Origin of the sequence: Streptomyces sp. NBC_00539 (genome assembly GCF_036346105.1) — a bacterium.
In the GTDB taxonomy this organism is placed as follows: Bacteria; Actinomycetota; Actinomycetes; order Streptomycetales; family Streptomycetaceae; genus Streptomyces.
On sequence record NZ_CP107811.1, the window covers coordinates 3863272 to 3887500 of the forward strand.

At 69.9% G+C, this 24229-nt stretch carries 31 protein-coding genes and 1 pseudogene; 5 read left to right on the top strand and 27 right to left on the bottom strand.

Annotated elements, in window-relative coordinates; genetic code table 11:
• Positions 1-11: 11 nt before the first annotated feature.
• The gene (locus OG861_RS17340; RefSeq protein ID WP_330261798.1) at positions 12-431 is read left to right on the top strand and encodes a hypothetical protein; all 420 of its coding nucleotides are present in this window, start codon (positions 12-14) and stop codon (positions 429-431) included.
• On the opposite strand, the gene OG861_RS17345 is transcribed toward OG861_RS17340, so the two are convergent.
• The 5 genes and pseudogenes from OG861_RS17345 to OG861_RS17360 all read right to left on the bottom strand — a co-directional run bounded on the left by OG861_RS17345 (position 428) and on the right by OG861_RS17360 (position 4723).
• Positions 428-1912, bottom strand: a complete 1485-nt coding sequence (locus OG861_RS17345; protein WP_330261799.1) for a phage portal protein — start codon at positions 1910-1912, stop codon at positions 428-430. The genes OG861_RS17340 and OG861_RS17345 overlap by 4 nt on opposite strands.
• A 179-nt stretch (positions 1913-2091) precedes the next feature.
• Positions 2092-2331 (bottom strand): annotated as a pseudogene (locus OG861_RS34280) (HNH endonuclease signature motif containing protein); the annotation flags it as partial.
• 67 nt (positions 2332-2398) lie between these two features.
• Positions 2399-3634: a PBSX family phage terminase large subunit gene (locus tag OG861_RS17350; protein ID WP_330261800.1), complete on the bottom strand. Its 1236-nt coding sequence runs from the start codon at positions 3632-3634 to the stop codon at positions 2399-2401.
• A complete protein-coding gene (locus tag OG861_RS17355; protein WP_330261801.1) occupies positions 3631-4074 on the bottom strand; it encodes a helix-turn-helix domain-containing protein in 444 nt (147 codons plus the stop codon). The genes OG861_RS17350 and OG861_RS17355 overlap by 4 nt, the downstream gene beginning before the upstream one ends.
• Before the next feature lie 358 nt (positions 4075-4432).
• On the bottom strand, positions 4433-4723 hold the full coding sequence (locus OG861_RS17360) for a hypothetical protein (protein ID WP_330261802.1): 291 nt from the start codon (positions 4721-4723) through the stop codon (positions 4433-4435).
• 389 nt (positions 4724-5112) lie between these two features.
• Here OG861_RS17360 and OG861_RS17365 point away from each other — a divergent pair, with 389 nt between their 5' ends.
• Complete coding sequence (locus OG861_RS17365) at positions 5113-5439, top strand: hypothetical protein (RefSeq protein WP_330261803.1); 327 nt, start codon at positions 5113-5115, stop codon at positions 5437-5439.
• A 232-nt stretch (positions 5440-5671) separates the two neighbouring features.
• Here the strand turns inward: OG861_RS17365 and OG861_RS17370 are convergent, their stop codons facing one another.
• From OG861_RS17370 to OG861_RS17400, 7 genes are all read right to left on the bottom strand, one after another.
• Positions 5672-6436 (bottom strand): hypothetical protein, encoded by a 765-nt coding sequence (locus OG861_RS17370; RefSeq protein ID WP_330261804.1) that lies wholly within the window; start codon positions 6434-6436, stop codon positions 5672-5674.
• A gap of 14 nt (positions 6437-6450) precedes the next feature.
• Positions 6451-6795 (bottom strand): hypothetical protein, encoded by a 345-nt coding sequence (locus OG861_RS17375; protein WP_330261805.1) that lies wholly within the window; start codon positions 6793-6795, stop codon positions 6451-6453.
• Positions 6792-6980: a hypothetical protein gene (locus tag OG861_RS17380; RefSeq protein ID WP_330261806.1), complete on the bottom strand. Its 189-nt coding sequence runs from the start codon at positions 6978-6980 to the stop codon at positions 6792-6794. Before OG861_RS17380 ends, OG861_RS17375 begins: the two co-directional genes overlap by 4 nt.
• Positions 6977-7222 carry a hypothetical protein gene (locus OG861_RS17385; RefSeq protein ID WP_330261807.1) on the bottom strand — a complete coding sequence of 82 codons (246 nt, stop codon included), beginning with the start codon at positions 7220-7222 and terminating at the stop codon, positions 6977-6979. Before OG861_RS17385 ends, OG861_RS17380 begins: the two co-directional genes overlap by 4 nt.
• A complete protein-coding gene (locus tag OG861_RS17390) occupies positions 7219-8040 on the bottom strand; it encodes a zinc finger domain-containing protein (protein WP_330261808.1) in 822 nt (273 codons plus the stop codon). The genes OG861_RS17385 and OG861_RS17390 overlap by 4 nt, the downstream gene beginning before the upstream one ends.
• Positions 8037-8816, bottom strand: a complete 780-nt coding sequence (locus OG861_RS17395) for a hypothetical protein (RefSeq protein WP_330261809.1) — start codon at positions 8814-8816, stop codon at positions 8037-8039. The genes OG861_RS17390 and OG861_RS17395 overlap by 4 nt, the downstream gene beginning before the upstream one ends.
• Positions 8817-8972: 156 nt before the next feature.
• Positions 8973-9248 (bottom strand): hypothetical protein, encoded by a 276-nt coding sequence (locus OG861_RS17400; protein WP_330261810.1) that lies wholly within the window; start codon positions 9246-9248, stop codon positions 8973-8975.
• A 209-nt stretch (positions 9249-9457) separates the two neighbouring features.
• Here OG861_RS17400 and OG861_RS17405 point away from each other — a divergent pair, with 209 nt between their 5' ends.
• Positions 9458-9892 (top strand): hypothetical protein, encoded by a 435-nt coding sequence (locus OG861_RS17405; RefSeq protein ID WP_330261811.1) that lies wholly within the window; start codon positions 9458-9460, stop codon positions 9890-9892.
• A 685-nt stretch (positions 9893-10577) separates the two neighbouring features.
• Here OG861_RS17405 and OG861_RS17410 read toward each other — a convergent pair.
• The 15 genes from OG861_RS17410 to OG861_RS17480 all read right to left on the bottom strand — a co-directional run bounded on the left by OG861_RS17410 (position 10578) and on the right by OG861_RS17480 (position 22088).
• Positions 10578-11963 (bottom strand): tyrosine-type recombinase/integrase, encoded by a 1386-nt coding sequence (locus OG861_RS17410; RefSeq protein WP_329196268.1) that lies wholly within the window; start codon positions 11961-11963, stop codon positions 10578-10580.
• A 65-nt stretch (positions 11964-12028) separates the two neighbouring features.
• The gene (locus tag OG861_RS17415) at positions 12029-12229 is read right to left on the bottom strand and encodes a helix-turn-helix domain-containing protein (protein ID WP_329196266.1); all 201 of its coding nucleotides are present in this window, start codon (positions 12227-12229) and stop codon (positions 12029-12031) included.
• A 271-nt stretch (positions 12230-12500) separates the two neighbouring features.
• The gene (locus tag OG861_RS17420; protein WP_443057517.1) at positions 12501-13640 is read right to left on the bottom strand and encodes a DUF3631 domain-containing protein; all 1140 of its coding nucleotides are present in this window, start codon (positions 13638-13640) and stop codon (positions 12501-12503) included.
• A complete protein-coding gene (locus tag OG861_RS17425; protein WP_329196264.1) occupies positions 13637-13993 on the bottom strand; it encodes a hypothetical protein in 357 nt (118 codons plus the stop codon). Before OG861_RS17425 ends, OG861_RS17420 begins: the two co-directional genes overlap by 4 nt.
• Positions 13990-14892: a bifunctional DNA primase/polymerase gene (locus OG861_RS17430; protein ID WP_329196262.1), complete on the bottom strand. Its 903-nt coding sequence runs from the start codon at positions 14890-14892 to the stop codon at positions 13990-13992. Before OG861_RS17430 ends, OG861_RS17425 begins: the two co-directional genes overlap by 4 nt.
• A gap of 73 nt (positions 14893-14965) precedes the next feature.
• The gene (locus OG861_RS17435; RefSeq protein ID WP_329196259.1) at positions 14966-15244 is read right to left on the bottom strand and encodes a hypothetical protein; all 279 of its coding nucleotides are present in this window, start codon (positions 15242-15244) and stop codon (positions 14966-14968) included.
• 20 nt (positions 15245-15264) lie between these two features.
• Positions 15265-15444: a hypothetical protein gene (locus tag OG861_RS17440; RefSeq protein ID WP_329196257.1), complete on the bottom strand. Its 180-nt coding sequence runs from the start codon at positions 15442-15444 to the stop codon at positions 15265-15267.
• A gap of 11 nt (positions 15445-15455) precedes the next feature.
• Positions 15456-15941, bottom strand: a complete 486-nt coding sequence (locus tag OG861_RS17445) for a hypothetical protein (RefSeq protein ID WP_329196256.1) — start codon at positions 15939-15941, stop codon at positions 15456-15458.
• Positions 15942-16164: 223 nt separating this feature from the next.
• Positions 16165-18234, bottom strand: coding sequence for a hypothetical protein (locus tag OG861_RS17450; protein WP_329196255.1), 2070 nt, complete (start codon positions 18232-18234; stop codon positions 16165-16167).
• Entirely contained in the window at positions 18234-19847 is a 1614-nt protein-coding gene (locus tag OG861_RS17455; protein ID WP_329196253.1) for a hypothetical protein, read from the bottom strand. The genes OG861_RS17450 and OG861_RS17455 overlap by 1 nt, the downstream gene beginning before the upstream one ends.
• Positions 19848-19926: 79 nt before the next feature.
• The gene (locus OG861_RS17460) at positions 19927-20265 is read right to left on the bottom strand and encodes an RRQRL motif-containing zinc-binding protein (protein WP_329196251.1); all 339 of its coding nucleotides are present in this window, start codon (positions 20263-20265) and stop codon (positions 19927-19929) included.
• Entirely contained in the window at positions 20265-20498 is a 234-nt protein-coding gene (locus tag OG861_RS17465; RefSeq protein ID WP_329196249.1) for a hypothetical protein, read from the bottom strand. Before OG861_RS17465 ends, OG861_RS17460 begins: the two co-directional genes overlap by 1 nt.
• A complete protein-coding gene (locus tag OG861_RS17470) occupies positions 20495-21499 on the bottom strand; it encodes a DUF2637 domain-containing protein (RefSeq protein ID WP_329196247.1) in 1005 nt (334 codons plus the stop codon). Before OG861_RS17470 ends, OG861_RS17465 begins: the two co-directional genes overlap by 4 nt.
• Positions 21496-21822: a DUF6303 family protein gene (locus OG861_RS17475; RefSeq protein WP_329196245.1), complete on the bottom strand. Its 327-nt coding sequence runs from the start codon at positions 21820-21822 to the stop codon at positions 21496-21498. Before OG861_RS17475 ends, OG861_RS17470 begins: the two co-directional genes overlap by 4 nt.
• On the bottom strand, positions 21819-22088 hold the full coding sequence (locus OG861_RS17480) for a DUF6284 family protein (protein WP_329196244.1): 270 nt from the start codon (positions 22086-22088) through the stop codon (positions 21819-21821). Before OG861_RS17480 ends, OG861_RS17475 begins: the two co-directional genes overlap by 4 nt.
• A gap of 464 nt (positions 22089-22552) precedes the next feature.
• Between OG861_RS17480 and OG861_RS17485 the strand changes: the two genes are divergently transcribed.
• Together OG861_RS17485 and OG861_RS17490 are read left to right on the top strand one after the other, a co-directional pair.
• Positions 22553-23341 carry a GntR family transcriptional regulator gene (locus OG861_RS17485; RefSeq protein ID WP_329196243.1) on the top strand — a complete coding sequence of 263 codons (789 nt, stop codon included), beginning with the start codon at positions 22553-22555 and terminating at the stop codon, positions 23339-23341.
• The gene (locus OG861_RS17490) at positions 23338-23991 is read left to right on the top strand and encodes a YdcF family protein (RefSeq protein WP_329196241.1); all 654 of its coding nucleotides are present in this window, start codon (positions 23338-23340) and stop codon (positions 23989-23991) included. The genes OG861_RS17485 and OG861_RS17490 overlap by 4 nt, the downstream gene beginning before the upstream one ends.
• The last annotated feature ends 238 nt before the right edge of the window (positions 23992-24229 follow it).

The following is a 24229-nucleotide window of genomic DNA, read 5'->3' on the forward strand; positions in this document are numbered from 1 at the left end:
AGGGTAAATTTGTGCCGAATGGTTTCGTGGTAGATGAGTCAAATATGCCGGAAAAAGCCAGGCAGTTTATTTTCGAGGTTTTGAGGCATGAGGCTGGGGATGACGCGGCCGGAAGCGCCTTCAATGCTGCAATGCGCCTGGCGGGTCGTCGTGCGGGATTGCTTGAGCGGCGCGCCTATGGCAGTGACGTGGAATTCGGACTTTCGATCGTCTGCTGGTGGCCTACCGGTCCCAGCAAGCCAGAAAGCTACGTCACGCATGCCCACCTGTTGCGTGAATATATCCTCAAGGACCCCGCAGTGGTGGATTCGTTGATCCCCGACGCCACGCTAATCATGTCCCGCGCGGCGCTATACGAACTCCAGGAAACAGGGCGCTGGGAGGATGTATTCAGCCTGACGCCCACTGAGGGCGGAGAGTCTATGTACTAGTGGCCATGAAATGAAGCTGACGCGGGCTCGGCAACTGACACTCCGGTCTCGATGAGGATGCGGTCGACTTCGATCTTTACGTCTGCCGCGTCCCACGTGGGGTGCAGCAGCCGTACCTTTGTCTCGGTCGAGACAGCTTGAGCCTGTTGGAGGAGAGACAGGGTCGCCGCGAGCGAAGACGCGTCCTCACTGATTGAGTCGCCGAACGCGATCGTCGGCCGCTCGGGAACGATGCGCGGGGTGAAGAACGCCCGGTCGAGGAGCAGCATCACGAGCAGCATGTCGGCGACCGGCGGCGACCAGTAGCGCACCTTCTTTCCGCGCGTGGTCATGGACCGGCGCTCGCGTGCCTTGACCTCGGTCGCCGTGACGGCGGCGCCCTGGTCGCCGAGGCCGAACGTCGCCACCGAGTAGCCGGCGGACTGGACGGCCTGCCGGGTGATCGCGTTCGCCGACCGCTCGTGCTCGTCGACCCTGATCGCGAACTGCGAGAGGGTGATCTGATTCCCGCCCTGCTCGGTGGGCGGGATGTTCAGGAGCTGCCAGATTTCCCGATCCTCGTCGAACGACGAGCCCTGTCCGGGACCGTGGTCGCGCAGGTAGCCATCGGGCACGAGCAACCGCGCGCGGGCGAGCCGCAGATCGCGAATCCACGATGTCCATGTCGTGTCGAGCGAGTCGAACAGGTCATACACCGGCGCGGCGTAGTCCGAGCGGCCGAACACCGAGCCGCGGTTCTTCCTGTTGGGCCGGACATTGGGGCAGTAGGCGGCGGTGAGCTGCTCAATTCCCGTCTCGATGGCGTCGCCGTCGGGGCCGAGAGAGGCGGCCAAGTCGGCGACCTCGATGTGCTCGGTCAGCGGAACCCGGACGCCGAGGGAGTCGGCCGAACCCTGGTAGAGACCGTGCACGATGCGGCCCGGCTCGTGGCGTTCGAGGTGGCGCCACACGATGGCCGAGGTCGAAGTGAGCTCACGCCAGAAGGTGACGGCGGCGAGGCGGCCCCACCGGAATTCCGGCACGGCGGCGTCGGGGTGGACGCTGGTCAGCAGCGGCCGGTCGGCAAGGGACCGATCCCACGTGACGCGCAGGTACACCGAGCCGAGCGCGGCGGCGACCTCGGCCGCTTCGAGCAGGCTGTTCGCGATGCCGTCGGACTCGGCGAGCTCGTCGAGCCGGTCCTGCGTGACGCTGTCCGTCACGGTGAGCTCGGGCGGCTCGCTGAACAGCAGATCGGCCGAGGCGCCGGCGATGTCGCCGGGCAGGGGGATGTGCAGCCGCTGATCGCGGACGTTGGGGCGCTGCTGTCGGTCGCGCCCCCACAGGCGGCGGCTGCCGTCGCGGCGCACGGGGTTGTCGCGGTAGACGGCGGCGAGCTTGTCGTGATCACCGGAGTACCAAGCGTCGTCGACCTTGATCTCGGCATAATGCCGGGCGAGCTGCGGCGGCGGCCACGCGACGCCGTTATCGGGCAGGGGCACAGTGCACCCCCCCGCCGTCGTCTCGTCCGGGCGCGCGAGGCTGCGCACCTGCGGCAGTGCCGGGTGCCGTTCGGGGCGACGTACGTCGTCGCCGTGTCGAACTCGTGACCCCGGGCGCAGTGCGTCTGTCGGGCACGGCGCGCGGCGGGGGACACGCCCCGCAGGATGTTGGTCCGGGTGGTGACCACGTCGAGGTGGTCGGGGTTCACGCAGTGCCTGCGGCGGCACAGGTGATCGATCACGAGCCCGTCGGGAATCGGCCCACGGGTCAGGGTGTAGGCGACCCGGTGCGCGTACTGGGGCCGGCCGGCGACCTTGAACTGCCCGTACCCGTTGGGCTTGACGTGCGCGGTCCAGTCCCAGCACCCGAGGGGGCCGGGGGTGACCTTGTCGAGGAACCGGTCGGTCAACTCGCGCACGCGATCACCCCCTCGCGTGCTCGGGCCCGGGCGCAGTGCTGCGCTCGGGCGGGGGAGGTGGGGGCGATCAGGCGGCGGTCGTCAGCAGGCCGCGCCACTCGTGCACGGTGGAGTGCACGGCGTACCGCAGCGCGTCGAGTGAGTGGTCGTCCTGCTTTACGGGGCGGTCTTCACCGCGGGCCGCGGCGGCGTCGTCCCACACGTACGTGGGGAACTCGGCGAGCAGCCCCTCGCACGACCGGTGGATGAGCAGCGCGCCGGCGTCGAGCGCGTTCGCCACGCTGCGAATGCCGTCGAGCACTGCGTTATTGGCACGGGCGACGTTCGGGTACCCGTCGGCCCACAACTGCGTGGAGAACGACGCCGCGCTCGGGTCGATGAACGTCCACTCGGGCCGCACCTCCTGCTCGGCGATCCACTCGCGGACAGCGCGGCTGTACTGCGCGTCGGTCATCTGCCGGTGCGCGGCGCGGGCGTCGTGTCTCCACTCGCTCACCGCGTACAGCCGGCCGTCGACGCCGAGGCCAAGCAGGATCGCCACGAACGGATTGCTCGTGCCGTAGTCCACCCCTGCCCAGTAGCGGCGCATCTCGGGCAGCTCGTCGACGACGTGCTGCTGCTCGTCGTACATGTCGAAGATCGCACCCTCGGCGACAACCCACTCGCCGAGGATCATCCGGCGCCGCCATAGGCCGGTGTACTCGGCGGACAGTGCCTTGACGTAGGCGGGCGACAGGGCCGGATTGTCGGCGAGCTTGAAGTGCCAGGAAGCGAGGTCGAGCTCGGCGGCGCGGTCGAGGTACTTCGCCTTGAGCCAGTGCCGCGGCCCGTCCGGGTTGGTGGTGCCGATCAGGATTGCGCCGGCGACCGACAGGCGGGCGAGTAGCTGCGTGAAAAAGGCTTCCGGCAGCAACGTGACCTCATCCGCGTACGCAACCGATGCGGTCAGACCGCGCAGCCGCCCCTCGGATCGGGAGTCACTCGCACCGATCAAGTGCACAACCCTGCCGAGGATCACGGCGGTTGTCGCGCCTCGGGTGTGGTGGACCTCGGCCGCGGTGTCCGAGAACAACTCGGGGTCTTGCAGCGGCTCGATCACGTTCCGCTCGATCGTGGCGAGCGATCGGCCCACGATCAGGATGAGTCCCGAGGCGGGCGCCCTCCGGACAGCGAGCAGGAAGCGCAGCAGCGACGAGATCGTTTTGCCGGAGCGCACCGACCCGTGCCACAAGTTGATACGGGCGGTCGCCTCGCGGATCGAGCGCAGTTGCTTGTCGGACAGGTGGCCCGTCGAGGGAATCACCCCCCGTCGGCGTCGTCTCCCACGGGCCCGAGCAGGACGTCGGCGAGGCGGTCGAGCATTCCGCCGGTGCTCGTCGACTTGTTGGAGCGCGCGAGCTCGGCGACCTTGGCGTGTACCTCGGTCAAGGCGCGAGCGGCGGTGGCGTAGTCGCGGGCGTCGCGCGCCGAGTCGGCGGCGCCGACCCGCTCGACCTGAGCGAGGGCGCCGTCGAGGGCGTCGTCGGCGAGCTGCTCGCGCCGCGCCGAGGCATCGGCCTTACGGGCATCGGTAGCGGCGGCGACCCGCGCACCACCGGAGAAGGTAAGTCCCTCGGCGGCGGCGATCTTCGAGACCGTGGCGGCGCCGCGGCCGAGCTCGCGAGCGATGTGGTTACGGGACTTGCCCTCGGCGTGCAGGCGGCGGACTGCTGCTCGGTCGGCGTCCGTGATCGGGTCGGCCACGGGATCACCTCCCGACCGGGGGACATGCGAACGCCCCGCCACCGGGGGGGATGGTGGCGGGGCGTCGAGATCAGGTTTCCGGGCACGCCGGAGGCGCTCCCGACTCTAGGTCACGAAGAGATAACGGCGCAAGTGTGTGTCGGGAAGATCGCTCACTGAAAGAGCGGGCGTTGCTCGACGCCGTTGCCGAGGTCGAACAGCGGCTTGTCGACCAATGCCGGACTATTCGATCCATCCCTCGCACCACGTGCGCGCGAGGTGATTGGTAGCGGCCAGCTGAGATTCCCCGCTCGCGGCCAGTTGGTGGGGAGCCAACTGGCCGCAGGTCGTCACTGTGGGTGCCGGTCGCGGTGCGCTTTTAGCTCCGGGACACCGAGATGACGGATGAGCCTGAGACATGGTCGCCGATGGTGAACACCAGGTTCGTGTTTCCGGAAGCGGCACCGGATGATGCTGTCACCGCCACCCACATCGCGCTCGTTGAACCCGTCGCAGGGGAAGCAAGGTCGACGTTCATGAAGCTGAGCGAATTGCCCGAGAGATTCCCGGGGTAGTTCACGGTGCCGCCCTTGACGTCCAAGACGGTCAGCTGGTAGATGCTGCCTGCTTCTGACTCGAACTGCAGACCGTGCCCGACAGGGAGTGCCACGGACACACGTTGCGGGGAAACCGTCCCTCCCCCCTCGTTCCTCACCTGTACGCCGGGGTAACCGGGGTCACCACCTGCCACCAGTGAAATCGGTCCTCCGGGCACCACTGAAAAGGCCACGTCGATCCTCCTTGATTGAACAACGTCACTGATCATGCCGGTATCGCGGTAGTCCTACGTCCCGCCACTACAAGGTGGCCGAAACTGACGGTCGCAGACACCCACAGGGCCCCGCAGGCCGACTACACAAGGTCATGACCTTGCTGGCCGTACGTGGGGAATTCCTGCTGGCCGCTGTCAGGTGATCCACTCAGTGACGTTTTATGACGCCTTGTCATGGGGAGATCCGCATGGGTTGGCATCGTGCCAGGCTATGAGGAGACATAGACATGTCTGATGAACAGAGTGGTATTCAGGTGACCGACTTGGGCGCCATCCCGACAACAGTTAACGCGTTCGAAGTCGTTGACGTGACCCTGGTTCCTGTGGCCGAAGTCAAGTCCGAGGAGGTCGGCACACTGAGCCTGCGATATGTGGACGGTGTGCCGCAGCTCGTCGTCAGCGGGGGAAAGGCGTTCCCGGCGAACCTCGCGGCTGTGGACGGCTCGGGGAACCAGGTTGCGACCTACGCAGTGGGCAAGGCAGTGACCATTGGCGAACACCGCAAGTTGCTCGTCATGAGGGAGGAAGACGTTATGGCGATCATTGAGTCTTAAGGCGCTCCAGTGGCGCTGCCCTCCCCGCGTCATCCGCTTTCCATTGCGCACAGGAGCCTGGAGCGCAGCGGAATGCTGTATCAGGGCGCGGCCGTCGAGCTGCGGACCGACCGGGGGCAGAAGCTGCGCGAGTTCGCCGAGCTGCACGGACTCACGACCGGTCGCGTAGATCAGATCGCTAAGGGCAGGTGGCTGCGGCCCGAGGTGAGCCTCGGGCCGCGCGCCAGTCGGCCTACGCTGCGGCGGGGATGTCCACCCCAAGCGCGCTGATCAGATCGGGGAGGTCGTCCCACCCCCACACCCGCGCCCGTTCCCTGCTGTCGAGGGGGACGGGCGCCGAGCAGGCGCGCCCGCCCGAGCAGGTCACGGCCGGCGGCCCGTCGGGGGCACTGTGCAGGGTGAGCTCGCCCCCGCACCACGGGCACGGCTCGGGCAGCGGAGTCTCGCGCTGGTCGAGGCCGAGGGCGCGCAGCACCCGGGCCTCGGCGATCCGGGCGGTACCCCGCGCTTCGTGCAGCAGGTGCAACGGCAGCACCTCGAACGGCGGCGGGGCGAGGGCGCCGTGGAGCTCGCGCTCGGGGGCGGTGTCCTCATCCTGCACGCGCCCCTCGATCCACACGCACGCCCAGTGCAGCCCATGCACCCGCGATCCGGCGGCGCGCCGACTGTCCGGTGCGCTCGGGTCGGCGCACAGCCACGCCCGGGGGTCGCCCTGCTCGGTGCGCTGTACGGCGGCGGCGAGGGTGTCGGCGAGGTCGAACACCAGCCGCTCGACGCCGCGGCCGACATCGAGGGCGCCGAGGTTGAGCGGGGCGGGGTGCTCGCGCAGCACGAGCGGGGCCCGGTCCTCGACGACGAGCTGCTCGTCGTCGCCCTCGCGCATGGTGTGCGCGAGCTGCCGCGGGGGCCAGTGATCGGCCGGCAACTCCTCGATCCCGAGCAGCAGCTCGGCCCACCGGCCGCGGATCGTTCGCAGCGCGCGCACAGTTTCGTGCACAGCCTGTGTGTAACTCACTGTCCCCCCTTGTTGGATGCTCGCAGCGCCTCGACCTCGACGGCGTACGCGTCGCGCTCGGCCTCGGCCTCGACGATGGCCTGCTCGGCGGCGGCGACTCGGTGTATCAGCCGCAGCGCCGCGGCCTGCTGCCCGCCGGCCGAGCGGCGGAAGTTGTCGCCGTCGGCGATCTCGGCCTCGACGAGCTGCCGCAGCCGCGCCGTGTCCTCGGGGCCGAGCACCCCTCGGTCGGCACGGGCGAGCAGGACTCGCAGCGCCGTGCGTCGCTCGTCGCGGACTGCCCCGCGGGCGTCGCTCCGGCCGCGCGGAGACCGGATGCGGGGAAGGGTGTTCGCAGTCATGGTGTGCTCTCTCCGTTCTCGGCTCGGCGCGTCGTCGAGCAGGTGGTGCATGTGGTCGGGCACGGCCGGCGGCCGAGGCGGCGCAGCTCGCGGTCGAGGCGATTGTCGATCCGGACCGCGTACGCGAGGGCGGCGCCGAGGGCGAGTGCGAGCGTCACGGCGAGGGCGAGCAGGGCGGCGCTCATGGGGTTGTCTCGCCGTTCGTTCGGGCACGGCGCAGCAGCCGATCGAGGGCGCGCCGAGCGCCGCGGGTTTCCCGCGCGCGAGGCGCGACCGGTCGCGCGGGGTAGACGTCGGTCAGGTGCCATCCGTCGACGGCGAGTCGGTCGGCGAGGGCGGCGACGACGGCGGTCGCGCGGTGTGGGTGCACGTCGAGCTCGTCGGTCAGGTGGGCGGCGATCACGGCGCGTGCGGCGGCGGGGATCACCGGGCCTCGCCCCCGCCGCTGGTGTGCCGAGCTCGGGCGTCTCGCCGCGGTGCGGGCGGTTGGCACATGATCCGAGCGAGGCGCACCTGCTCATCGTCGGCCTGCTCGCCGTTGCTGAGGTGAGCGAGTAGTGCCTCGACGCGCGAGGGGTGCACCCCAGTGAGCGGGCGGCGGCCCTTCCCGCGGTTGCGGAAGCTGCTCCGGCACTGCTCGTCGACGGCGGTGAGGCAGTACGGGCACCGGACGCCGAGCGGGTCGGGCAGACCCTCGGCGACGAGCTGCTCGCGGTGCGCACGGGCCGGCCGGAACTGCCGTAGTTCGGCGGCCACGTGTGCAGGCATGTAGCGGCGCGGGCCGGCGCCGACTCCCGACATGAGCGCGGCGAGACGTTTCTGCCCTGCCGCGTTGATCTCGGCCCGGTACTGCGCGGGCGCAACATGGCCTCGGGCGACCGAGGCACGGGTGCCGAGCAGTTCCTCGCGCCACGCGGCAGGGTTGTCCGGGTCCGCGGCCGGCACGGGGTCGGTGTGCCGGGCCATGACCTCGGCCCGGTGCGGCCCCCATGCGGCGAGCAGGTCGTGCGGCTCGATCGGCCGGTACTGCGAGCTCTTGTTCCCGCCCTGCTGCTCGTAGTAACGGCGGGTTGCGCGGGCGGCGTCCCATCCGGTGGCGGGCATGGTCGCGGGCACGTCGGCGACGGCGGCGGTCCACTCCGAGATGGTGCGGGCGGCCTGCTGCGGGTCGGCGAGGGCACGACGCACACGGCTGTCGAGGGTTCCAGCGAAGGCGAGCAGGGCGGCGATCTGTTCGGGCGTCATGAGCGGCTCTCCTTTTGGGCGAGCAGGGCGAGGCCGGCGGCGAGGTTGTCGGCGTAGCTCGCGGTCGAGGCGGGCGCCCGAGGCGGCGCGCTCGGCGCCGGCCGGTCGAGGTCGCTCCAGACCTTGAGCCAGTAGCGGGCACTCTTCGGCGCCTCGCCCGGATTGGTGCGGCGGGCGGCGAGGTCGACCAAGGCCTCGACGCCGTGCGCCTGTACGAGCCGGTAGACGTCGCGCTGCTCGCCGAGACCGAGGGACCACCGGACGGTGATCGAGGCGGCGACGAGAGCGGCGTCGAGCGGACGTAGTTCGGGAATCAGAGCTGCCGCGGTGTTCGTCGCGCGCGGCTGCTGCTGTTCTTTGTCTTGTAGAGAGCTTCTTTTGTTCTGGGGGCCGGTAGCCGGTCCCCCCGGGGCCGATGTCCGGCCCTCCCCGGGGCCGCTCACCGGCCCCCCGGGGGCCGATGTCCGGTCCGGGCCGGTAGTCGGCCCGGGCTGATCTCCGGCCCCCCTCGCGTCGAGCAGGGGGAGGCGGTAGACCGTTTCACCCCCGGGGCCGAGGGCGCCCTCGACGACGGCGAGCTCGCCCGAGACGAGCAGGGAGTCGACGGCGTCGCGGACGGTGGACCGGGCGGCGCGAGTGCGGCGGATGAGCGAGGCGGTACCGGCATAGGCGACGCCGGTCGCGTCGGCCCGATCAGCGATTGCGAGCAGTACCAGACGAGCGGCGCCTCGGCTGTCGGACCGGGACCAAACCCAATCCGTCGCGGCGAGGCTCAACGTTTCGTCTCCTTACGGGTATCGGCGAGCCCGGTGGTTCGGGACGGCCGGCGAGCGCGGCGGGTGTGTGGGCGGGGCAACGGCCGCCGACGACGTAGCGGCGGGCGCCGACCGAGCGGCAGTAGGCGCCAGCAGCGCCGTCCCAGAAATCGCAGATCACGCCATGGAGTCGGCGCCGACGAAGCGGGCGTAAACGCGGTGCTCGACGCGCCCCTGCTCGACGACAGACCGGGCGACTGCCTCGAACGCGCCATCGGGATACGCGGCCAGTCGTCCGCTGCGGATGGCCTGCGCGGCCGACGATGCCCGAGCTATCGACCCGAGCCGCTGCACGATCGCCCACTCGCCCGGACGGTCGGCGAGCTCCGTCGCGATCAGAGCGTGCTTGGTGTTCCGGCTGCGCGGCGGCGGCCCGGTGAAGGTGACAGGCACAAGATCCCCCATGTGTTCTCGGACAGGAACAGCAGCGGGCACAAGGCGCCCGGTACAGACTGTTTGTCTGTTGCTGTTCTCGAACAAGAACAACCGTAGTCTTGGCCGATTCAGCACGTCAACGCAGTTCCGGGGTGTGCATTTCGGGGTAGTGGCTGCTTAGATAAGATCGTTCGCGTTCTGCGACAAGAACGGAGATGAGAACCCCCGTGTCCTCCATAGGCGGCGAGAGCTCGACGCCCTTCACCGACATGGTTCGCGAGGCGCTCGCAGTCCCGGGTGCGACCTTGCGGAGCGTGGCCGAGCGGGCAGTCGATCCCGAAACGGGCAAGAAGCTCCAGTGGACGACCCTCGCGAAGATCAAGAACGGCGAGAGCTACCGGCACGACAAGTGGATCGTCGGCGCCGTTGCGGCGGCGACCGGACTCGATCCCGTCGACGTGCGGAAGGCGGCAGCGGCCGAGTGGGTGGGTTTGACGGTCGGCGACATCCTCGGAATGTCAACTCCGCAGGTATCCATCGTCGTTGCCTATCAGCCCGGAACAAGGCCCGAGGATCTTCCGTTGGTTAAAGAGGCGCTCAAGAATCTTGACCTTGAAGACGCAACTATCACGGTCGCCGAGGAGCCTCACGGAGCGTCGTAGTCGCGTGACCTGCGGCGATATGGGCGCTAATGTGGATCGGGCCTCGTCTCGGACGTCTGTTCGAGTGAGGCACTCGGCCATGCCACGAGGGGGGCATCTTGTACCGCGTCCGCCGTACCCGACTCGACGACGAAGCACCGGCAGCAGGGCGTGCCGCCGCTGACAAGCGCGACATCCTGCTCGACGACAGACACATCACGGATACCGGGGCCATAGCCCTTGAGGCCGTCCTGAACGCCCTGCCCCCCACCGGTGGCGATCGGGAGCGCGCTTCGAAGTGTCCGCAGCAACCCGACGCGAGCTAGGCGGCGCAGGACTGAGGGACTGAGAAGGGGCCGCGCGGTACGAGCCGCGCGGCCCCTTCTGTATGTCAGGGTCCCGTGTAGCGTGAGGTTTGAAGGCGCACCGTTTGCGCAGGTCAGGGCCGTATTTCTGAGGGCCCGGAGCGTGCCCAATGCGTGCCCATCGCGTGCCCGAACTGCTCTGAACCGGTTGTCACGGGTTGGCACGGGGAAGCGCCACCGTAAGGCGTTGACCTGCGGAAACTGCCCTACGATGGCACTCCGTGAACCCATCCGACAGGAAGCATCTGGGGCTCGTAATGCGTAGGTCTCGGGTTCGAATCCCGAAGGCGGCTCTGTAGAACCCCCAGGACTCACTCGCCGTGACCTGGGGGTTTTGCTTTTTACCGGATCTTGCGGCGGCGTCGTGCCCGGGCCGCTCGTGTGCTCTCGGTCTCAGTCCTGGTCTCAGAGGGCGGATTGGGGCCCGGCATGAACGCCTCGCCCATGCGGCGCATCGCCTCCCGCGAGAGTTCCGATCGGCCCTTGACGTAGCGCCGGGTCTGGCTGATCTGGGTGTGCCGGAGGATCTCCATGATCGTGGGCATGTCCACGCCCAACTCGTTGAGGATCGTGCCGGCCGTGTGGCGGCTCCCGTCATGCTGGCGGCGGTCGCTGATCCCGGCTTCCTCAAGCAGCTCCTTGAACTCCTCCCAGTCGGCCCGCGGGTCGAGCGGCCGGCCGTCGGGCCGGGTGAAGACGGCGCCACACTCCTCCCAGAGGTCTCCGGCGGCCTGCCGGTGCTCGTCCTGCTTCGCCTTGTGCTCCAGGAGGTACGGCAGGAAGGGCGGGGGGATCGGGACGGGGTTCTGGCTCTTCTTCGTCTTGGGCCGGGTGAAGGCAAGTCCCCCGCCCTTCCGCTCCGGGCAGGTGCTGGCGTGCCGACGGCAGATCTTGGGGCAGGGCTGTGGACAGCCGCGCTTGTAGCTCTTGTGGGCCGCGCAGTCGGCCGGGCACGGGTCGAACCGGTGCAGCCGGGCCCCGCAGGCGTGCGCGTCCTTGCAACCGTGCCTCCAGGTGAGGCGCTGGAGCTGCCACGCAGGGTGGAACAACCCCTGCTCCAGGTCGACATAGGGCCAGCGAAGGCCTAGAGCCTCGCCCTGCCGGAAGCCCATGCCGACCCCGATGGCCCACCGCATGAACGTCGGGCGTTTGGCGGCGGCCGCCAGAAACGCCTTCGACTCCTCACGCGAGAACGGGTTCGCCTCCGTCTCGTCCACGGAAGGCGGGTCCACGAGGGTGGCCACGTTCTCGCTGATGATCCGGCGGCGGTGGGCGATTTTCAGGGCGCGGGAGAGGATCCGGTGCACCTTGACCACGTGCGAAGGTGCGTGCCCCTCCTCCAACATGGCCGCGTACATCACCTCCAGGTGTTCCGGCGCGAGCTTGTCCAGGCGGTGCTTCCCGACGCCCGGGATGATGTCGTTGCGGGTCTTCGACCAGTAGTCGTCCAGGGACCGCGGCTTGAGTTTCAAGCTCGCGATCGTGGTCAGGTACGTGTCCATCCACTCCGCGACGGTCGGCTTTCGCCCGGCCTTCGTGGCGCGGCCCTCGTCGCGCAGCTTCTCCAGCTCGCGGACCTTCTTGGTGACCGCGGTCTCGGTCTTGGCCCGGCGGTGCCGGCGGTCGGGGCCGCCGTCGGGCTTCACGCCCATCGTGACGCGGCCGTGCCACCACCCGTCACTGCCCAGGTAGATGGACGACTCCATGTTCGGCCTACGGGGACTCATGCGCTCCTCCATACGGAAGGCGGCCCCGGGGACTTCCCGGGGCCGCCTGCGGTTGTGGCTTGAGATCAGACGGACTGGGGCTGGAGCTGGGCGGCGAACGCGTCGATGTCGGTCCGGCGGATACGGCGAGCGCGGCCGACCTTGACGAAGGGCAACTCGCCGCCGGCCATCAGCTCGTAGATGGTGGAGCGGCCGAGCGAGAGCAACTCGGCCGCCAACTCGACCGTGCAGAGGACGGGGGCGACGGAAATGGCTGCGGTGCTCATCGAAGTGCCTCCACGGCGATCGGATTTCGGGGCTCTGCCCCGTCTGCAGAAATCCGCTACTGCCGCTACCTCCGCTACCGCCCTGGTCAGGGGCTTGTTCGTGGTAGCGGATTGGGTAGCGGTAGCGGATAGATGCGCGACCGGCCCGGCCGTTGGGGGCCGGGCCGGTAGCGGGTGTGACTGGTGGGGTAGCGGATGTTTTCGGGCTATCCGCTACCTCCGCAGGGGGTGTGACCTGCGGGGTAGCGGAGGTAGCGGAGGTAGCGGATTCTCAGGGGGTGGGGGGAGGGCAGTACCTCGCCCAGGCGTCGACGAGGTCGGCCGCGTAGTAGCCCTTGAGGACCGTGGAGCCGGTCTTGATGTTGCGGGGCTCGATCGGCTTGTTGTCTCCGGTCATGTACTCGCCGAGCATCTTCGCCAGACCCCGGGAGGTCAGCGGCTTGCCGCCCATGTCCGCCCAGGGCGCCTCTTCCAGCGCGTAGAGGCGGTCCAGTACGGCGACGGTGGGCAGTCGCTCGATGCCTTCGAAGACGTGGTCTCGAAGGTCGGTGAGCAGGCGGATGCCGATGCTGCCCTTGTCGTCCTGCTTCGACGCGGCCACGATCTCGGCGCACGCGGAGCGGGCGCGGGCCGGCCAGTCGCCTCCGGCGGCGTCCGCGACGGCGATGAGGGGCTCCCACACGTCCGCAGGCCGGTCGGTGACCTCTTCCGGCATGTCCGGGAACACTCCATCGACCAGGTGCCGGACACTGTCGGCCCAGACGGCGAGCCGGTCTCGCAGGGCATGGCCTTCGGGGGCGTGCAGGCGCCGGCGGAACGGCTGGACGCGTTCGTTGCGGGCTCGGCGGCGCATCCGGATGATGACCGACCGGGTCAGGATCGTGTCCGGCAGCGAGCCGAGTCCGGCCATGGCCACCACGCAGAAGCTGGGGAACTCCTGGACGGTCTGGTTGGTGCCGTCTCCGACGCACCGCCACATGCCGGCGCCCCGGTGGTGCCCCGCGTTCAGAAACCCGCGCAGCGGTTCGTTGTCCCCCGCCTTCGGGCCGAAGATCGTGTCGACCTCGTCAAAGAGGATCGTGGGCCGGGTCTCCAGGGTGGAGACGGCCCGGAAGAGAACCGGCGCGGACGCGTTCGCGGCCACCAGCGGCTGTGGGACCAGCGTTTCCACGATCTCCAGCGCGCGGGACTTCCCGGAGCCGGGTTCCGGGGAGAGGAACGCGAGGCGAGGGGTGGAGTCGAAGCAGTCCAGCAGGTGCGCGTGCGCGTCCCACAACGTGACGGCAACGTAGGCGGCTTCGGTGGGGAAGACATTGAACCGCCGGTGGAAAGCCTCCACCTCGTCCAGCAGCACGGAGCCGTCGGTGGCGGCCTGGATGGGTGCGGGCATGGTCTGGGTGTCGAGGGTCATGCGGCCTTCCTCCGGTCGGCGGAGACGCGGCCCAGCGGGCACACGGTGCGGTGGTCGGTGTGGAGCTGGATGAGGGCGAGCACGTTGTTGTGTCCGACAGCGCTGCGGTCATGGCCGCACTCGCACTTCGAGTGAGCGGTCGGCACCGCACCGCGCGGGGCGCAGATGCGGAGGACGGCGACGATGTAGCGGCCGTCCGCCGGGTGCGGGTCAGGGAGAAGAGATGAAGGGACGCCTTCGGCGACGACCTTCGGCGCGCCACTGCCGTCTGCGGCTGGGGCCGGTTCGGCGGAGCCGGGGCCGGTGGGGGGTGCGGGGAGGCTCTTCAAGGAGGAACGGGGGCACTGGTTCATGCCGTCCGCCTCATCGCGTTGCGGGCGATGGACCAGTTCAGACCGGAGCGGATCGTGTTGCGGCACTCGGAAGACGGCAGGCCGGCCGACTCCCCCGCCCATTGAAGAGCCTCCTCCACCACATCGCGGGGGAGGTCGCCCGCGGCGATGAACCGGCCCAGAGCGCGGGCGGCCCGCAGCAGCGTTCCGTTGCGCTCCCCGGCTGGGGCCGATTCCACCGATGCCGTCTCGGCGTTCAGGGCGGCGGTCGCGTACTTGCCTGTCCGGAGTGTGGCGGGGCGTCCGGTCAGCTTGCGCAGGGCCTGCTTGGGTGCCAGCAGCCCGTAGAGCCAGGTGGGGAACGGCTCCGGGGCCGCCGGGTGGGTGACCTCGTACACCCCGGCAGGTGTGACGCTGCCGGGGGCGACGACGTACCCGCCCCACGCCCGGGTGTCGATCAGCCTGCCCAGACGGCCCGCCGTGTTGCCCAGCCGTACCCCGGCCGGAGCGGTGAAGTACAGGTGGGACCCGCCGGTGGGAGTCCCTACCGAGAGCGTTGTCGGGGCGGCCTGCCCGGCGCGCTCGCAGAGCGCCTTGAAGGTGTCCGCGCCGTAAGGCGCGTCCGAACTGCCTTTGCTCTTCGGCACGTCCAGGTCCACGACCACGAGGTTGGACGGGCCCGTCGCGATGCCGACGTTGAAGGGGAGCCGGTCCCACGCGCGGCGGATCCGGTCCGGGTCGCTGGTGGCCCGGTCCTCCCATTTGCGGTGCCCGCCGGCGCAGTCACCCAGGGCGGGGCAGTGCTCTTCACCGTGGAGGGCGGGGCGCTTCTGTCCGGGGCGGAGCGGGAACACGCTCCAGCCGAGGGCAGCGGCATCGAGCGCGGCTGTCAGCAGCGCGGATGCGGGTTGATGGGTCATGCTGGATTCCTCCAGTGGTAGCTGGAAGAGGGCGGCCCCGGTCATTGGCGTGAGGGGGCCGCTCTCGGCGTTTCTAGAACGGGGGCTCGTCGCTGTAGGCGCCGGCCTGAGGCTGGGGACTGGTGCCGCGCCAGCTCAGGCGGCGCGGGAGCGGGAGAAGGACCCATCGGCGGGTCTCCTCCCAGCACGGGCAGGGGTCCCACTCGGTGCCCGCGTACTCGCCGGTGGAGTAGTCGCCGTAGTCGCGGTTGTGACCGCCAATCCCCTGACAGTCAGGGCAGTCGGGCCGGGGCGTGTCGGTCAGGACCAGGGCCAGCCGCGGCCAGTTGCTGCGATGGATGCGGAGTCGCATGGTTCTCCTCCTTGTGCCGGTCAGTGCCGGGTGTGGTCGGTGGCGAGGTCGGTCAGGCGTTTGGCCTCGTCGGGGGTGACGGCGCGGTAGCGGACGCTGACGCGGCAGCCCGGGTGGGGGCAGCGGATGGTGTGCTTGCCGGTGAGCAGGGCGACCGCGTCGGAGATCAGTTCCGACAGCGGGGCCGGGTCCTGGTTCATGGGGTGGCCTTTCAGCGCTGGTTGAGGGTGCCGGTGGCGCGGCCGAACAGTCCGGAGGCGGTGATGTTCTGGGTGACGTGCTGGACCGGCGCGGTTCCCCGTCCGGCTCCGCGGGTGGTGCGGAGGAGGAGCGGGGCGAGGGTGCCGGCGGCGATGAGGGCGATGGCGGCCCAGAGGGCGTCGGTGATGGCGGTCAGTCCCGGGGCGGCGTAGGAGATCCCGAACCCGGCGGCGGCGATGCCGCCGCCGACGGTCGGGGCGAGGAGCGCGGTCGTCTTGGCCCACGCGGGGATTGGCTGGGCGGCCGGCGCGGCCGGGGGCGGGGTGGGGTGGTTGTAGGCGAGGGTGCGGTAGCCGTTGGGGAGGGTGACCATCTCGACCCCCGGCGGGAGTTCCGCAAGCGGCATCGCGGGCTGCTGGATCGTGGTGGGGTGGTAGATGGGGTCGCCGTAGCGGGCGGGCGGGGTGGTGCTCGCGGTCGTGGGCTCATAGGGCATTGCAGGCTCCTGGACGCGGTGCGGGCGGCCCCGTTGGTGGTGGGGCCGCCCGCGTGGGTGGTCGCTCTGCGTGTGTGCGGCTACTGCCTACTGCCTACTGCCAACCCGGTACTGCCTACTGCCAAAACGGCTGGTGAAGGTGCCTGGTGGGCAGTAGGAGGCCCGTATCGGGGGTTACTGCCAATTTGGCGGTAGGCAGTAGGCGGTAGCGGTGTGTGGCCGTTCAGGCGTGATCGGGGTGGACGTAGACGGAGTGCGGGCCCCGGTCGCGGTAGTGGAGTTCGCCGCGTTCGGCGGCGGCCTTGAGGGTCTTGCGGACGGCTTCGCGGCTGCGGCCGACGAGGTCGGCGACGGCGGCGGGCTTCATGCCCTCGGCGCCGGCCGCGCGGATCGCGGTGATCGCGTCCGGGAGCCAGGAGGGCCCGGCTTCCTTGTCGTCGCGGAGCGCGGACAGGTTCAGCCCCGACGGCTCGGCCTTCGGCTCCTCCGGAGTGTCGGGGGTCTGGGGCTGGGGGCTGGTGGTGAATTCGATGCCGATGAGCCGCTCGAACTCGGCGTCGACCGCATCCGGTGCCGGGGCGGCCGGGGTGGGGTCGCTGCGGAGCGCGGAGAGGTTCAGGCCCGACCCGCCCGCCGACGTCTGGGACTCGACGGGCGGGGTGGTGTGGTGCTCGGTGATCCAGGCGGTGCGATTCTGGTCCCAGCGGCGGGCGTAGTCGGGGCCTGCGGCTTTCGCGGAGACTGGGTCGAGGCGGGGGTGTCGGTCGGAGGTGGCGATGACAATGTCGCGGATCTGGGCGGGCTTGATCCGCCAGGACTTGAACAACCCGATCCCGGATTCGGGGGTGCCGAGGAAACCGGCGCCCTTGTAGGGGGCTTGGTCGACCTTGAGTCCCCGGGAGCCGGGGAACAGCTTGGACAGGTCCATGCCCTCGGTCTCTCCGCCGGTCAGGGCGGCGCGGACCTTGGCTTCACGGCGGATCATCAGGTCGCCGAGGACGGCGCCAGTCGCGCCGAGGGCGGTCAGGACGGTGCGCAGGGCCATGGCGCGGGCGATGCGGATGACTTCCAGGATCTTCCGGGCGAGGACCCGGTGCTGCTTGTCAGTGGAGGCGAGGATTTCGGCGCCTTCATCGATGACGATTTCGATCTGCGGAATCTCGTGACTGACTGGAAGGAGGTCGGTGTTCGCCTTGGACATGAGGTCCTGGTAGGCCATCTTGCGGTGCTTGGCCACCCGGATCGCGGTGTCCAGCATGAGGAGGGCTTCCTCGTGGGTGGAGGCGAGCCAGTCGATGCCCGGCCGTACCGCTTGTCCGCCAGTGTTCTCGGTGCGGACCCAGGGCAGGCCGGCCGATCCGGCGTTGAGGTCGATGACCCAGGTGACGACATCGGTGCAGCGGGCGAACCCGGCAAGGATCGTGTGGACCATGTTGGTCTTGCCCGATCCGGTGGGGCCGACGACGAGGGCGCACTGCTCGCGCAGGAACACCGGAACCTCGTCGGCGTTCGTGCGCACGCCCCAGGGGATGCCGGTCAGGACCGACAGCGGCCCGTAATTCGACGGGTAGGGCATCTCCTGTTCCAGGACGTTGACGGTGGTCACGTCGATGAGGACGCGGCCTTGGTGGATGCCGCGGGAGGCGGTGGCGGTGCAGCCGTGCGGCAGCCGGGCGTCGGCGGACAGACGCGCGGACTCGGTGGCGATCTTGGCGTAGGTGATGCCGCCGGGCGGGAGTTCGGCGTCGATGGTGAACCCGGCGCCGGTCGGCCACATCTCGACCGCCAGAACGCGAACGGTGATGTGGCAGACCCGCTCGATGCGGTCGACCCATTCGGCGGCGATCTCCCGCCGCTCCGCCGAGAGTTCCCGGGCCACCTGCCGTTCGGCCGCCGCGAGCGCTTCCAGCTCGCGGGCCTCCTCGTAGAAGCCGACGGAGCGGGCGGCGGCGCCCATGCCGACCCCGATCACCGCGAGAGAACCTAGGGCGGTCCAGGTCAGCGGGTTGGTGGCGAGCGCCCAGGTGGTCCAGCCGGACCCGAGGAGCCAGGAAGCGGCCCGGGCGCCGATGGTGCGGCCGGCCAGCTTCTGGCGGAGACCGGTGGCGGTGTGGCCGATCGTGCCGACCGTACCGACCGCGAGCGCCCAGGTGGGCGGCATGTGGGCGAGGGTGCCGACGGTGGCGACGGCGAACGCGCCGGTCGTCGCGGACAGGGCCCCGGTCACCGGTCCGTGTCCCGCGGCCCAGTCCAAGGCCAAACCCTCGTGCTTGATGGCGGAAGTGGTGGTCATCAGACGTTCCAGCCCTTCTCGGCGTCGGGCCCGTTGCGGGGATCCTCGTGGCGGGCGATGTCGGCCTCGTGGGCCTGCCGGAACACCGCGCCCAGGTCTTCGGCGACGGCAGTGGCAGAGTTCAGGGCGCCGTAGATGTCGTTGAAGCCGCCCGCGACTTCCTTCTCCAGCGGGAACTCCGAGTCGGAGCGCTCCGCGAGGATCTGCATGATGTTCGCGATCGAGCCGAGAGCCTGGGGCAGGCCCTCGATCATCGCGAGGATCTCCATGGCGCTTTCCGGCTCGTAGGACTGGGCGGCCTGTTCCATCTCGGCGGCCAGTTCCTCGAACCTGAACCCGGACGTGGTGCTGTCCATCTCGTGTGCTCCTTCGCTGACGGGAGGTGCGGGTACCTGTCCTTCGGGCCGCTCGACCCGGTCGGTGATCTGCTGCTCGTCGTCCTGCTCCAGCTCGGCCGCCGCTTCCTGTTCGGCGGCCTTCTCGTCCTGGTCGAGCCGGGCGCGGATCTCCCCGTCCCGGGTCTCGCGCTCGGCTTCGGCGCGGCCGGCGAGAAGGCGGTAGAGGCGGCGGCCGGGGTGCATCAGCCATGCCCAGCCGAGCTTTCGCCCCAGTGGCGTGGTGACCATGCCGACCACACCGGCCAGCAGCCCGCACAGCGCGGCCATGGCCCGACGCCCGTGGAAGCGGGCGGCGGAACGGAGCAGGGCTTTGCGGGCCGCCTTCTGGGCGGGGGCCTTGAGCTGGGCGACCCTCGCCCGGAGTGCTGCCGACCGGACACCCTCACGGCCCGAGGCCACGGCCCGGCCGGAGCTACGATCCCGCGCTGCCCGGACGGCGCCGACGGCCCTGTCCCGAACGGCGCCGGCTTTTCCCATGCCCTTCGCCAGGGTCCGCGCCGCCACCCCCCGCGGCTTGCCGCCGGTGGTGTTGGCGCGCTCGGCGGCCTTGGCGGCCCGCCGCGAGTCGGCGACCTGCCGACGGGCCTGCACCGTCGCCGCGCGGGAAGCCGCCCGAGTCGGAGACTGCGTACGGGCCTGGGACCGCAGTGCCTGCACCTGACCGGCCCGCCCACCAGCCAGACCCGCTGCCGAACGGGCGGCCCGCTGACGAGCCGAGGACGCCCCGGACTTGCCCGCAGATGAAGCGGACCGGCCAGAGGGGGCGCCCGCACGATGCCCGACCTGCCGCCCGGCAGCGGCCTTTCGGGTGCCGGCGCCCCCACCACCGGCACGTGGTGCGGTGCGGGGCTGGGACGGCACACGGCCCAAGAGGTCACGGCCACCCTTTCCGCCCGGCGTCCGGCCGGCGACCTGGGACGGCTTCGCAGCGGTCTTCTTCGCGACGGTCTTGGAGCGGCGCCGCATGGCGGCGGTGCCCAGGACTGCGGCGCCGGTCATCGCGACCGCCGCCGCGATCGGCCCACCGACCAGGGCAGAGGCGGCGAGCAGGCCCGCCGTGGTGTTCGCCCCGGACAGGGACAACGGCACCACGGGGAAGCCGCCCGGGGTGTGCTCGACGTCCTTGGCCGGCGCGGGCTTGTCGGCCTCCGGCGGGGTCGGGGTGGGGGTGGATTCTTCGGGGGGAGCCTGCGGTTCGGTGACTGTCTCGGTCATGCTGAACGTGCTCCTTCACGGGAGAAGAGGGCCCGGCCGTCGCTGTAGGAGGCTTGCGGTCGGGCCCTTGCTGAGTGGTTCAGGCGACGCGCTGTTCATCGGGGTAGGCGCAGGGGACGCACATGCCGAGCGAGGCCGGGATGACGTATCCGGCATCGGTGCGGCACTGGGGGCAGGTGCGGCGTGCCGCGTTCGCCTTGGCGAGGGCCGCGGCTTTCCGCGCGGTCATCGGCCGGACCGGCTTGGCGCGCTCCACGAGGTAGAGGTAGGCGACCAGCGGGCCCCGCCGGTAGCGGGGCCGTTCCACCTGCGCGGCGACGTCCTGTCCGCCGGGCCGGAGCCCTTGGGCGCGGAGTTGTCGGCGGGTGGCCAAGCCGACCGGGGCGAGGCGCCAGGAGTAGACGGGCAGCGTGCTCATCAGCCGAGGCGGTGGTAGGCGGCCCGGCAGGCGGCGGCGTGCTCGTTCGCCGTGCGGCGGGTGAAGAGCAGGTTGTCGAGCATCTCGGAGCGGTCGCCGCAGCCGTGGCAACGCCAGCCCGAGCCGTGGTAAGCCAGGGTGCCGATCACGTCGACGGCCGCGCCGACCTGGTTGTGCATCTGGATCAGCAGGTTGTCCGGCTCGGCGGGCGTGGTCTGGGGGGAGAGCTTCACGAGGTGGCTCCTTCCAGGGCGGGGGCGGTCTTCGCGTCGCGCAGTTCCTGGTAGCGGGCGGAGACCCAGCCCACGGACCAGCCGGTCAGTTCCGCGGCGACCCGAACGGGGAGTCCGGCGTGGAACGCGGCGCCGACGGTGGCGAGGGCCGGTTCCTCGTCGAGCTTCTTTTCCGGCGGTCCGGCGGACAGCAGTGCGGCGCGTTCACGCTCGATGCGTTCCTGTTCACGGAGCCGTTCACGGCGTTCACGCTCGGCCCGCTGCTGGGCCTCCAGTTCGCGCTGCTGCGCGGCCTGGCATTCAAGGCGTTCACGCTCGGCCCGGGCCTGTTCACGCTCGTGTTCACGGCGTTCACGGGCCTCGCGCTCCGCACGCTCGGCCGCCTCCGCTCGCTCCTGTGCTTCGCGGCGGATGCGGTCCTGTCGTTCGGCTTCCTCACGGATCAGGCGGGCCTCGTGTTCACGCTGTTCACGGGCGATGGCCGCCTCGTGCTCGCGGCGTTCACGGGCCCGCATTTCGCGGGCGTCCTCCCGGTCCTGGACCGCCTTCGCCCGGGCTTCCGCCTTGGCGTGCTGCTCGGCTTCCAGAGACCGGACGGCGGCGGTCAGGGCCCGCCGGTAGGCGAGGCCAGCCTCCGCCGTGACGATCAGCAGGAGCGGCGCGACGGAATGGATAGCGACCCCGACCAGGTCCCCGACCAGGGCGGACGCCCCGATGTTGAGGGCGAGGGTCATGGCACCGGTCATCCAACGCAGGGCCACCGGCCACGTACCGCCGTGCCCGCCGAGACGGGCCAGGACGGAGTCGAGGCGGACCACGATGACCACGGCCGCATCCACCACGAGCGGCAGGATCGGTGCCGTCCACCGCCATGCGCCGGGGGTGTGTGCGGCCATCAGCGGGGTGACGGTGAGGACGGAGTAGAGCATGGCCCCGCCCACGATCAGCCACGTGCCCACGGCCAGCGCGCGTTCCGCTGAACGCAGGTGAACGCTGTTCATGGCGCCCCCTGCGTCAGAGGCTGGACCTTGACCGTGCCCAGGAGGAGGACCCGTACAGGGTGGGGGTGGTAGTCCGGACCGGTGCCCTCCATCCACTCCCACTCGGCGTCCTCAGCGAGCGTGAACCCCAGTTCCATCAGGGCCGCAAGGCGCTGGTGAACGCTCGGGATCTCGGTGGACGTCGGCCACGTGAAGGTGGGCCACTCGCTGACCAGACCGGTCATGGCCACGAACACCTGCCAGCACGGGCCGGGCGTCCGCTCCGGTGTGGTGGTGCCGCAGCAGCGCAGCGACAACTGCGCTCCGAAGATCTGCTTGCTCATGCCGCGTCCCCCGACACCGTCGCGCCGGCGGTGCGGTTGGCCATGTCCCGCCGGGCCGCCAGGACCCGGTTCCGGGTCCGCCGGATGCGGCGGGCGTCGAGCTCGGACGCGGGGCGGTCCAGCAGCGCGATCAGAGCGTCCAGCAACTCGACCTCGGCCAGGACCACGGGCATCTCGGTCTCGATCGCGTCCAGCTCCGCGTCCGACGGCTCCAGACCGTCGGACCACGGGGTAACAACGTCGTGAAGTGCAGCGATGGGCTTCATGGGTCTTGCTCCTTCTACAGAGGAACGGGACTCAGCAGCCCCCGGCGCGGGAACGCCGGGGGCTGCACTGCGATGGGGGTGAAGCAGGAAGAACTACTCCGGCTCCCCTCGACCCCGCCCGTACAGCGCGGAAGCGCTGGACGGGCGGAGGAGGCAACCGGCCGCCAACCGATCGAGCGGCGGAGAGGTTGGGTGGCGCTGATCCGTACGCGGGGACAGGACCCGTGTACGCCGCCCTCTTAGAGGGGGGCGGATGCCTCGATCCACTGTTGAGTTCTCAAATCCCAACCGCTTCCTTTGAGCCGTCACCGGCTCTCCGGGCGCCGAGAACAGCCCAAAGAGGGCCCCTCTCCGGTCCGCTGTCCTAGGACTGCGGACTTCTGTGGATGACTATGGACTCGCAGTCCCAGGACTGTCAACAGTCCTGGGACTGTGTTTCACTGGCTGCGTCGAAAGGAGTTCCCGTGGCGCCGAAGTGGCGAGAGCTGGCGGACAAGCTGGCCGAGCGCATCCGAAGTGGCGAATACGCCCCTGGCCAGCAGCTTCCGCACATCCGGGACCTGGTGGACGCGGGCGAGGGCTCCAAGTCCACGGTTCACGCGGCGTACAAGGCGCTGGAAGCTGAGGGCCTGGTGACGTCCTCGCGCGGGCATGGCACGGTCGTGCGCGAGCGAGCGCCGCTGAAACGGCTCGGCATCGCTCGGTATGACAAGGCGAAGTGGCGTGACGGGGACGAGGTCGCGTTCATTGCCGACCGCGTCGCGTCCGGCCGTGCGTACAAGCGAGGTGAACAGACGCAGAGCGTCAGCCGGGTGCCGGCGCCTCCGCTGGTGGCCGCGGCGCACGGACTTCCTGAGGGTGCCGAGGTGTACGCGCGAGCGAGGCTCGTGAAGGAAGGCGACCAGCCGACCCACACGCTGACCAGCTACTACCGGCCTGAGCACGTAGAGGGAACGCGCATCGTCGACCCGACGCCGGGCCCCGCCGGCCGTGGCGGCGGATTCCGCGTGCTCTACGACGCGGGCTACGAGATTGACCACATGCGTGAGGAGCTGTTTGCCAGGGCCGCAACGTCTGAGGAGGCGGCCCTCCTGCAGTTGGCGCCTACTGAATGGGTCGTTGAACTGCATCGGACGACGTACACGGTGGACGGCACCGTCGTCGAGTTCGCCGTCGGCCTGCACGCGGCTACTCGGTTCGCCTGGGCGTACGACTTCCAGGTCCCCGATTCGGCACGGAAGGCAAGACCATGATCTCTGCGCAGAATTGGGCCGATGCTGAACGGCTCTGGGACTTCCAGCAGATGCACCACGAGCCGCGACCTTGCTCAGTAGCCATCGGGCTCGGGAGCCACGACCTGGGCGTCGCTGACTTCACAGTTGACCTCTACAGGCGCGGCATGATGCCGCTGATCGTCTTCACCGGTGCCACGAGCCGGACGACCCGCGAGCGGATGCCCCGCGGGGAGGCGGAGCACTACCGTGATCGGGCGCTGGAACTAGGTGTCCCCGCCTCCGCCATCCTCGTGGAGCCAGCAGCGCGGAACACGGGCGAGAACATCCGCCTCTCCCGATCGCTGCTTGCAGACGAGGGTGTGCGCGTCGATTCGGCCCTACTGGTCAGCAAGCCGTACGAGGAGCGGCGCGCCTATGCGACAGCCCGCAAGCTCTGGCCAGAGGTGGAGATCATCAGTGCGTCCGCGCCGATGACGCTTGCGGAGTATGTGGACTCGATCCAGGACTCCCGGCTGGTCTTCGACATGCTCGTCGGTGCCCAACAGCGGCTTCTCCTCTACCCGCAGCTGGGGTTCCTGATTCATCAGGACATTCCCCCGGCTGTTTCTACGGCCTACGAGCGCCTCTGTTCTGAGGGTTTCACCAGCCGCCTCCTAGCCGGTCAATGAATGAAGTCCCGAGCGGTGATGCAACCGACGACATTTGATGTCGGTTGGTCTCACGTCTCGAATGAGGTGTGATGGGGTGACAGGCGGCGCCAGAGGCCGACTTTCGGCAGGGGCCCAACCAACACCGGAATGACGTAGCGCCGTATGACGGTGCTGGCGACCGTGGCGAGGCTCCCATCCCGCCCGCTTCGACCCCGGGCAAGCCGAGCAGGCCTGGAAGCCAGGGTCAACGTGGTTA